Below are 9,266 nucleotides of genomic sequence, written 5' to 3' on the forward strand. Positions count from 1 at the left end.
TGCCCTAACCTATGCGTTAGGGCATTTTAATTTGCATCGATACTGTTTGTCCTTTCCACCCTTGTTGCCACCGCCACCGCTATTGCCTCCACCTCGGTTTCCGCCACCTTTATTACCACTATTACCGCGACTTTCACTACGACCACTGTTTCCTTTGCTGCTCGAACTCGAGTTGCTTGTAGCCTGACGATTTGGTTGTTTACTTGTTTTCAGCTCACCAGTACCGTTACCTGGATTCGAGTACTTAGCATGTGCATTTAGCTCTTCTTGAGTGACAAAGCCATCTTTATCTTTATCAAAGGACGCAAAGGCGCTAAGCTTTTTTTCACCATCTTGCGATTCTGGATCATCACTGTCCTCATCGCTTTCTTCGCCATCATTTCCATCGTCGCTAACCTGGCGGAACTGATTAAACTCCTCGAGGGAAGCCATACCATCCCCATCGGTATCCATTTGCTCTATACTCGGAGGCGTTTTAGTTCGGTCACTATCACCTTCTACAGCCTCTTCCTCTTGCGCGTATGCGTTTGAACACAATACAAACATGACAATCGCGGCTATACTAGTTAGTCTATTCATAACTCACTCCTGATAAGATTATCAATTAGAGTGTAGTCGAGATCTCAGTTTACTCTACTTGAAATGAGCAGAGTGAATTCTTCAGCCACTACTGGTTTTGAGTACAGATAGCCTTGATACTGATGGCACTGTTCTCGCTCAAGGATTGCACGCTGCTCGTCCGTTTCTACCCCTTCAGCAACGACCACTTTATCCAAGTTATGCCCCATCTGAACTATGGTACGTACAATCATGTGATCAGTTTTGTCGTTTACACACTCATCTATAAACGACTTATCAATTTTAAGCACATCAATAGGCAGCTTTTTCAGATAGTTTAGAGATGAATACGCAACGCCGAAGTCATCAATGGCGACTGTTACACCTAGGTCTTGCAACTGAGCACACACTTGCGCGACTTTAGAGTGTTCATCCATCATTGCGGTTTCGGTGATTTCAATCTGCAAACAGCTTGGCGGTACCGATGCATTGGCTAGAGTCTGCTTTATAAATGGATAGATATCATCATGGGCAAATTGAAGGCTCGACACGTTGATGGATATACATAACTCATGGCCTTGTTGCTGCCACAACGCTATTTGAGCGACAGCTTGCTCAATTACCCACCGCCCGATTGGAACTATTTGCGCTGTTCTTTCTGCAACACTGATGAACTCATTTGGCGGTACAATGCCAAGGTCGGGATGGTTCCAACGAATGAGCGCCTCTGCTCCGACGATTTGTGCTGATGCAACATCCACTTTAGGCTGATACACCAAATAGAGTTGTTGTGCCTGTATCGCCGACTTCAACTCTACTTCAATTTGGTGAATTCGAATCGTATCGTTCATCAACTCATCGTCATACCAATAGATTGTTCCGTCCCTGTGGTATTTCGCTTTTGCAACAGCGGCGTCTGCATTCTTACCCCAAACGTTTAAGTTATTCTGTGCATCCCTAAACAAGGCGATACCACCACAGTATCTTAAACTGAGCGAAGTACTGTGGATCCGACACACGGAATCATATCTCTGCTCTAGCTCTCCAATAATTCGCTCTATCGAGGCCATATTAGAATCTGTGAATGGAAGTAAGGCGACCAGCTCATCTCCGCCCAATCGATACACTTCCCCATCATCGGCAACTATCTCTCGCACCATGTCGGAAAAGCTTTTAAGCAACTCATCACCATAGCCGTAGCCCAAATTATCGTTAACCTGCTTTAGGCTATCCAGACCTATTTGAAGCACAGCGTATTTCGTCTCTTGTACGCCACATTCATTCAACTGTTTGAGACGCATGAAGAATGACTTTCTGTTCGGAAGTTGGGTGAGATAGTCGGTTAAACTGGCTTTCTTATACTGCTCCGACTGTAGCTTGGCTTGCTGTTGAAAATAGGTCATGACGGTCGCAAAGATGGTAATAAATACTAGCTCGATTGCGTCTTCAATAAACTCATCAAACTCTTCTGCCGGCAGATCAACTAAATAACTGAGAATAAGGATAAACCCGACCGATATCGGCCAAAGCGAACCAGGAAATAAAACAACGTAACAGAGGGGTAGCAGCAGGAAGCTCTCTTCAATCGCATCGAGTTCGAATGGCTCAATAAGACCACCAGTAACAACGATTGCAATGGCTATAATCGACGTGCCCTTTCTGATTTTTGAATCAGGGCTAAAATAGGCGATGGTTAATAGAATTGGAAATGCGAAATAGAGCCAACGGACTGATTCGTGTTCCGATATCAGAGCGTAAGATATCATCATAACGGCAAAAAAATAGAAGCCGGCTAAGCCAATATTAGCGATTTTAAGTAGTTTTTCGCTCGCCACGATCTCTCCTCTAATATTTGAGTCGAAAATTCAACCGTTTACATTGCCCTCTCGAATAGTACAGTATGCAACCCCAAGGAAAAAATACGTCATAAGTATTAATCTACTTCAATTATTTTAGAAATCAATCTCATGCATCAATCATTAGAGCTAGGACAAAAAAAATGCCAGACACTAGGTCTGGCATTTTCTAAAATCAACTGAATTACTCTTCAGTATCGTCTTCTGCACTTGGTGCTTGTGGAGACTCAGTAGCGTCTTGTGCTACCTCACCTTCAGCCGCTTCTTCCTCGCCTTCAGGCAATTCCACTTCTTCTACTTCATCGATGCGCTGTAGACCAACCACTGATTCATCTTCAGCAGTACGGATCAGTGTGACACCTTGAGTGTTACGACCGACTTGGCTCACTTCAGCGACACGTGTACGGACGAGAGTACCCGCGTCGGTGATCATCATCATCTCATCGCCTTCTTCTACTTGTACCGCGCCCACTACTGGACCGTTACGCTCAGAGACCTTGATAGAGACAACACCCTGAGTCGCACGACCTTTGGTTGGGTACTCAGCAAGTTGAGTTCGTTTACCGTAACCGTTTTGCGTCACTGTTAGGATATCACCTTCATTTGAAGGAACAATCAGTGAAACAACTTGGTCATCTTCCGCTAGCTTCATACCGCGAACACCCGCCGCAGTACGACCCATTGCACGGACTTTATCTTCCGCGAAACGAACCACTTTACCCGCTTTCGAGAACAGCATGATGTCGCTATCGCCATTAGTGATGTCTACGCCAATTAGCGAGTCTTCATCACGTAGGTTAACGGCAATTAGACCGTTTGAACGTACGTTGGCAAACTGAGTCAGAGGTGTTTTCTTAACGGTACCGTCACCCGTTGCCATAAAGATGAACTTATCTTCAGAGAACTCATCGACTGGTAGAATTGCAGTAATACGCTCGCCTTCCTCTAGTGGAAGAATGTTGACGATTGGCTTACCACGAGCAGTACGACTTGCTAGAGGTAATTGATAAACTTTCAGACGGTATGTTTTACCGCGAGTAGAGAAACATAAGATGTTATCGTGGGTGTTCGCCACTAGAAGACGTTCAATGTAGTCTTCATCTTTCATCTTAGTTGCACTCTTACCTTTACCGCCACGACGCTGTGCTTCGTAGTCGCTTAGGATTTGGTACTTAACGTAACCCGCATTTGAAAGCGTTACGACAACATCTTCACGAGCAATCAGCTCTTCCATGTCGATGTCGTGGCTAGCTGCAGTGATCTCTGTACGACGTACATCACCAAAGCCATCGCGAACCGCTTCTAGCTCTTCGCGGATCACTTCCATCAAGCGCTCTGTGCTTGCAAGAATGTGCATTAGCTCAGCGATTTCATCAAGCAGTGCTTTGTACTCGTCTAGAATCTTCTCATGCTCTAGACCAGTTAGGCGGTGTAGACGAAGCTCTAGGATTGCTTGTGCTTGAGTTTCTGTCAGGAAGTATTGACCGTCACGGATTCCGTATTGGTCTTCTAACCACTCTGGACGTGCTGCATCAGTACCGGCACGTTCTAGCATTGATGCAACGTTACCAAGCTCCCAACCACGTGAAACCAGTCCAACTTTCGCATCCGCTGGTGTTGGCGCGTTCTTGATCAGTTCAATAACTTCGTCAATGTTCGCTAGTGCAAGAGATAGTGCTTCAAGAATGTGTGCACGATCGCGAGCCTTACGCAGTTCAAAGATAGTACGGCGAGTCACAACTTCACGACGGTGATCAACGAAGCACTTCAACATGTCTTTCAGGTTGAATAGCTGCGGCTGACCATTGTTCAGTGCAACCATGTTGATACCGAAAGTCGTTTGTAGCTGAGTCTGAGCGTATAGGTTGTTTAGAACCACTTCGCCCACAGCATCACGCTTACATTCGATAACAATACGCATACCGTCTTTGTCTGACTCATCGCGTAGTGCACTAATGCCTTCAACTTTCTTATCTTTAACAAGCTCTGCGATCTTCTCGATCAAGCGCGCTTTGTTAACTTGGTAAGGAATTTCAGTGACAACAATGGTCTCTTTGCCATTCTTGTCAGCTTCGATGTCCGCTTTTGAGCGCATGTAGATCTTACCACGGCCCGTCTTGTATGCATCTACGATGCCTTTACGACCGCTGATCAGCGCTGCTGTTGGGAAATCTGGACCAGGAATGTAGTCCATTAGCTCATCAATAGTGATCTCTTCATTATTGATGTACGCAAGGCAGCCTTCAATTACCTCAGTCAAGTTGTGCGGAGGAATGTTGGTTGCCATACCTACTGCGATACCAGAAGCACCGTTTACCAATAGGTTAGGAATTTTTGTAGGTAGAACAGCAGGGATTTGCTCTGTGCCGTCATAGTTAGGCACGTAGTCTACTGTTTCTTTATCTAGGTCAGCCAAAAGTTCGTGGGCAATTTTCGCCATGCGAACTTCGGTGTAACGCATTGCTGCCGCTGAGTCACCATCGATCGAACCGAAGTTACCTTGACCGTCGACCAGCATGTAGCGTAACGAGAACGGCTGAGCCATACGTACGATAGTATCGTATACCGCAATATCACCATGTGGGTGATATTTACCAATTACGTCGCCAACAACACGGGCAGATTTTTTATATGGTTTATTCCAATCATTACCTAGTACATTCATCGCGAACAAAACGCGGCGGTGTACAGGCTTTAGGCCATCACGCACATCTGGAAGAGCACGACCAACGATGACTGACATCGCATAGTCTAGGTATGAACCTCTAAGCTCATCTTCAATGTTTACGGGCGTGATCTCTTTCGCTAGATCGCTCATAGAGCCATTATCCCTCTATTTATAGATCGTATGTACAATACGCTTAAGGTGCAAAAATATAACATACATTTCAGTGGTTCGGCATTACTTTCCCTCTCCTTTTATCAGGTTGTGAGCTTGGTTGTGAATCAAACGCCGAGAATTTGCACACTCACCATATATCTTGCTGATATATGGTTATATTTTGTTCACCTATAGAGAAAAGTGATCCCGTCTATGGAGTGAGGCTAGTTAACGGGTATAATGCCCATCATTCAAGGAAGCGGTTAAATTAGTAGAGTTGTTATGACCCAATCACAAAATGTCGATCCAAACGAGATTAAAAAGTTTGAGGATATGGCCTCACGCTGGTGGGATTTAGAGGGCGAGTTTAAGCCTCTGCACCAGATAAACCCGTTACGCCTTAACTATGTTTTAGATAATTGTGACGGCCTATTCGGTAAAACTGTACTCGACGTTGGCTGTGGCGGCGGTATATTAGCCGAAAGCATGGCCAAAGAAGGCGCAGTAGTCACCGGGCTTGATATGGGCAAAGAGCCCCTGGAAGTGGCAAGGCTTCATGCGTTAGAAACCGGGATAAAGCTCACCTACATTCAAAGCACGATTGAGGACCACGCTGCTGAGAATCCAGCAAAATATGACGTTGTCACCTGTATGGAGATGCTTGAGCACGTCCCTGACCCACTGTCAGTGATTCGTTCATGTGCGGCACTAGTCAAACCTGGCGGTCATGTTTTCTTCTCGACCCTAAACCGCAACTTTAAATCTTACCTGTTTGCAATTGTAGGCGCTGAAAAGCTGCTGAAAATTGTTCCAGACGGCACCCACGACCACGATAAATTTATTCGTCCAGCAGAGCTGATCAAAATGATTGATCAGACTGACCTGACCGAAACCGGCATTACGGGTCTGCACTACAATCCCCTAACTGACACTTACAAGATTGGTCACAATGTGGATGTGAATTACATCGTCCACACAGAAAAATTCTAACACTCATCACACACTAGATGTTGTGGTCATGATTAAGGCGGCAGCACAAGCTCACCGCCTTTTTTAGTGCAAGTTGTACTAATTTTTGTCGGTTTGATTCCAAAATAAGCACACCAAATATCACCGTCAAGAATGATTAAAGATCAAGGAATTTTTTTTGTTTAAGGTTACTTCTAAACCGATCTAAAAACGGTAATTTATTACAATCTTAGCTGCTCTTACCTCATCGGTTAGTAGACACTTACTGTTTTTTTTATTTTTGTTAGTTATCCACAAGTCATCCAAGATCTGTAACTTGAAAACCATCGCTGATAGCACTATCTTGTAACTCGCACCTAGGTGCACCCCTATATGTTGTGTTTGGGCTACAATATATAGATAGACTTTGATCACAAAGCCGAGCTCATTTTTACAAGAATTACACAAAAATACGGCTTTTATCAGTTTTGTTAGGGAAAGAAAGCAGAATGAACCAACAACTTACCGTCACTAAGCGTGATGGACGCAAAGAAAGTATTGATCTAGAAAAGATCCATCGTGTTATCACATGGGCAGCCGAAGGACTAGACAACGTTTCTGTCTCTCAAGTAGAACTACGCGCTCACATCCAGTTCTACGACGGCATTACGACTTCAGATATTCATGAAACCATCATCAAATCAGCAGCCGATTTGATCTCTGAAGAGACGCCTGATTACCAATATCTTGCAGCACGCTTAGCAGTATTCCACCTGCGTAAGAAAGCGTATGACCAGTATGAGCCACCAGCGCTTTATGATCATATTGCTCGCTTGGTTGATATGGGTAAATACGACCAACATATCCTAGAAGATTACAGCAAAGCTGAACTTGATGAGTTAGGCGCGTATATTGACCACAAACGCGATCTCGACTTCTCTTACGCGGCCGTCAAACAGCTTGAAGGTAAGTACTTTGTTCAAAACCGTGTATCCGGTGAAATCTATGAAAGTGCTCAGTTCCTATACATCTTAGTTGCTGCTTGCCTATTCGCGAAGTACCCGAAAGATACTCGTCTTGATTATGTAAAACGCTTCTATGACGCAACTTCAACGTTCAAGATTTCTCTACCTACACCAATTATGTCTGGTGTACGTACCCCTACTCGCCAATTCAGTTCATGTGTATTGATTGAGTGTGGTGACAGCCTAGATTCGATTAACGCGACAGCTAGCTCAATTGTTCGTTACGTTTCTCAACGTGCAGGTATCGGTATCAACGCTGGTCGCATTCGTTCACTCGGTTCTGAAATCCGTGGTGGTGAAGCATTCCACACAGGCTGTATTCCTTTCTACAAGTATTTCCAAACAGCGGTAAAATGTTGTTCTCAAGGCGGTGTTCGCGGCGGTGCAGCTACAGTTTTCTACCCACTTTGGCACGGTGAATCTCAAGCATTGATGGTTCTAAAGAACAACCGTGGTGTTGAAGAGAACCGCGTACGTCACATGGATTACGGTGTTCAGCTAAACCGCTTGATGTACCAACGTTTAGTTGAAGGTGGGAACATTACCCTGTTCTCACCATCGGATGTACCTGGGCTTTACGACGCATTCTTTGAAAACCAAGACGAGTTCGAACGTCTTTACGTGAAGTACGAAAATGATCCTTCAGTTAAGAAAGAGACCGTAAAAGCTATTGAGATGTTCTCTATCTTGATGCAAGAGCGTGCTTCTACAGGCCGTATCTACATCCAGAACGTCGACCACTGTAATACACACAGCCCATTCGATTCTGAAGTGGCTCCTGTTCGTCAGTCGAACCTATGTTTAGAGATCGCGCTACCAACTAAGCCGCTAACTAACGTAGAAGATGATTCAGGTGAGATCGCGCTATGTACGCTATCTGCATTCAACCTTGGTGCAATCAAATCACTAGACGACTTCGAAGAGCTGTCTGATCTCGTGGTTCGTGCACTAGACGCACTGCTAGACTACCAAGACTACCCGCTACCAGCGGCGTACAAGTCAACTATGAACCGTCGTACTCTAGGTGTGGGTGTTATCAACTATGCATACTACCTTGCGAAGAATGGCGTAAAATACTCAGACGGCAGCGCGAATGGTCTAACCCACCGCACGTTTGAAGCTATGCAGTACTACTTACTAAAAGCGTCTGTTGCATTGGCAAAAGAGCAAGGTAAGTGTCCTTCATTCCACGAGACCAACTACGCCAAAGGCCTATTGCCAATCGACACTTATAAGAAAGATGTCGACCTAATCTGTGACGAACAGCTTCACTACGATTGGGATGGTCTACGCGAAGAGATCATGACTCACGGTCTGCGTAACTCTACCCTAACTGCGTTAATGCCTTCTGAGACATCATCTCAGATCTCAAATGCAACCAATGGTATTGAGCCACCACGTGGTTATGTGTCTGTGAAAGCGTCTAAAGACGGTATCCTTAAGCAAGTAGTACCAGATTTCCTTGAGTATAAGGACAACTACGAACTGCTATGGAACATTGGTTCTAATGATGGCTATCTACACCTAGTGGGCATTATGCAGAAGTTTGTTGACCAAGCGATCTCTGCCAACACTAACTACGACCCAACGCGTTTTGAAAGCGGCAAAGTACCAATGAAAAAACTGCTGCAAGATCTGCTCACTGCGTACAAGTTTGGCGTTAAGACGCTGTACTATCACAACACCCGTGACGGTGCGAGCGATGATCAAAAAGACGCAGTACAACCAGCAGATGACGATTGCGCTGGCGGCGGTTGTAAGATTTAAACCATAACCCAAACAGCGGGTTATCAAGGCTTAACAAATTATTCGCCTCTCACCAGGTGGGAGGCTTAAAAGGAATTGAGGCACCATGGCTTACAGTACTTTTAACCGAAACAAAAATGACCAACTAAAAGAGCCAATGTTCTTAGGTCAATCAGTAAACGTTGCTCGTTACGACCAACAAAAGTTTGAGATCTTCGAAAAGCTGATCGAAAAGCAGCTCTCTTTCTTCTGGCGTCCAGAAGAGGTAGACGTATCTAGCGACCGTATCGATTACAACAAGCTGCCAGAGCA

Annotated in this window: 5 protein-coding genes and 1 pseudogene; 3 read left to right on the plus strand and 3 right to left on the minus strand. The window is 45.0% G+C overall.

Going from position 1 to position 9,266, the window contains the following annotated elements; genetic code table 11:
* Positions 1–9: 9 nt before the first annotated feature.
* The 3 genes from QTO00_RS09215 to gyrA form a co-directional block, all read right to left on the minus strand.
* Positions 10–579 (minus strand): hypothetical protein, encoded by a 570-nt coding sequence (locus tag QTO00_RS09215; RefSeq protein ID WP_331424449.1) that lies wholly within the window; start codon positions 577–579, stop codon positions 10–12.
* 44 nt (positions 580–623) lie between these two features.
* The gene (locus QTO00_RS09220; RefSeq protein ID WP_331424451.1) at positions 624–2,393 is read right to left on the minus strand and encodes a putative bifunctional diguanylate cyclase/phosphodiesterase; all 1,770 of its coding nucleotides are present in this window, start codon (positions 2,391–2,393) and stop codon (positions 624–626) included.
* Between the two features lie 205 nt (positions 2,394–2,598).
* On the minus strand, positions 2,599–5,232 hold the full coding sequence (gene gyrA, locus QTO00_RS09225; RefSeq protein WP_331424453.1) for a DNA topoisomerase (ATP-hydrolyzing) subunit A: 2,634 nt from the start codon (positions 5,230–5,232) through the stop codon (positions 2,599–2,601).
* 285 nt (positions 5,233–5,517) lie between these two features.
* On the opposite strand from gyrA, the gene ubiG reads away from it, so the two are divergent.
* The 3 genes and pseudogenes from ubiG to QTO00_RS09240 all read left to right on the plus strand — a co-directional run.
* Positions 5,518–6,225 carry a bifunctional 2-polyprenyl-6-hydroxyphenol methylase/3-demethylubiquinol 3-O-methyltransferase UbiG gene (gene ubiG / locus QTO00_RS09230; protein ID WP_331424455.1) on the plus strand — a complete coding sequence of 236 codons (708 nt, stop codon included), beginning with the start codon at positions 5,518–5,520 and terminating at the stop codon, positions 6,223–6,225.
* Between the two features lie 467 nt (positions 6,226–6,692).
* Complete coding sequence (gene nrdA / locus QTO00_RS09235; RefSeq protein ID WP_331424456.1) at positions 6,693–8,975, plus strand: class 1a ribonucleoside-diphosphate reductase subunit alpha; 2,283 nt, start codon at positions 6,693–6,695, stop codon at positions 8,973–8,975.
* An 85-nt stretch (positions 8,976–9,060) separates the two neighbouring features.
* A pseudogene (locus QTO00_RS09240) lies at positions 9,061–9,266 on the plus strand (class Ia ribonucleoside-diphosphate reductase subunit beta); the annotation flags it as partial.

It is taken from the genome of Vibrio sp. M260118 (genome assembly GCF_036533755.1).
In the GTDB taxonomy this organism is placed as follows: domain Bacteria; phylum Pseudomonadota; class Gammaproteobacteria; order Enterobacterales; family Vibrionaceae; genus Vibrio.

Coding starts and splice junctions, on each gene's coding strand:
- nrdA (WP_331424456.1), top strand. CDS start 6,693: ATGAACCAACAACTTACCGTCACTAAGCGTGATGGACGCAAAGAAAGT.
- gyrA (WP_331424453.1), bottom strand. CDS start 5,232: ATGAGCGATCTAGCGAAAGAGATCACGCCCGTAAACATTGAAGATGAG.
- QTO00_RS09215 (WP_331424449.1), bottom strand. CDS start 579: ATGAATAGACTAACTAGTATAGCCGCGATTGTCATGTTTGTATTGTGT.
- ubiG (WP_331424455.1), top strand. CDS start 5,518: ATGACCCAATCACAAAATGTCGATCCAAACGAGATTAAAAAGTTTGAG.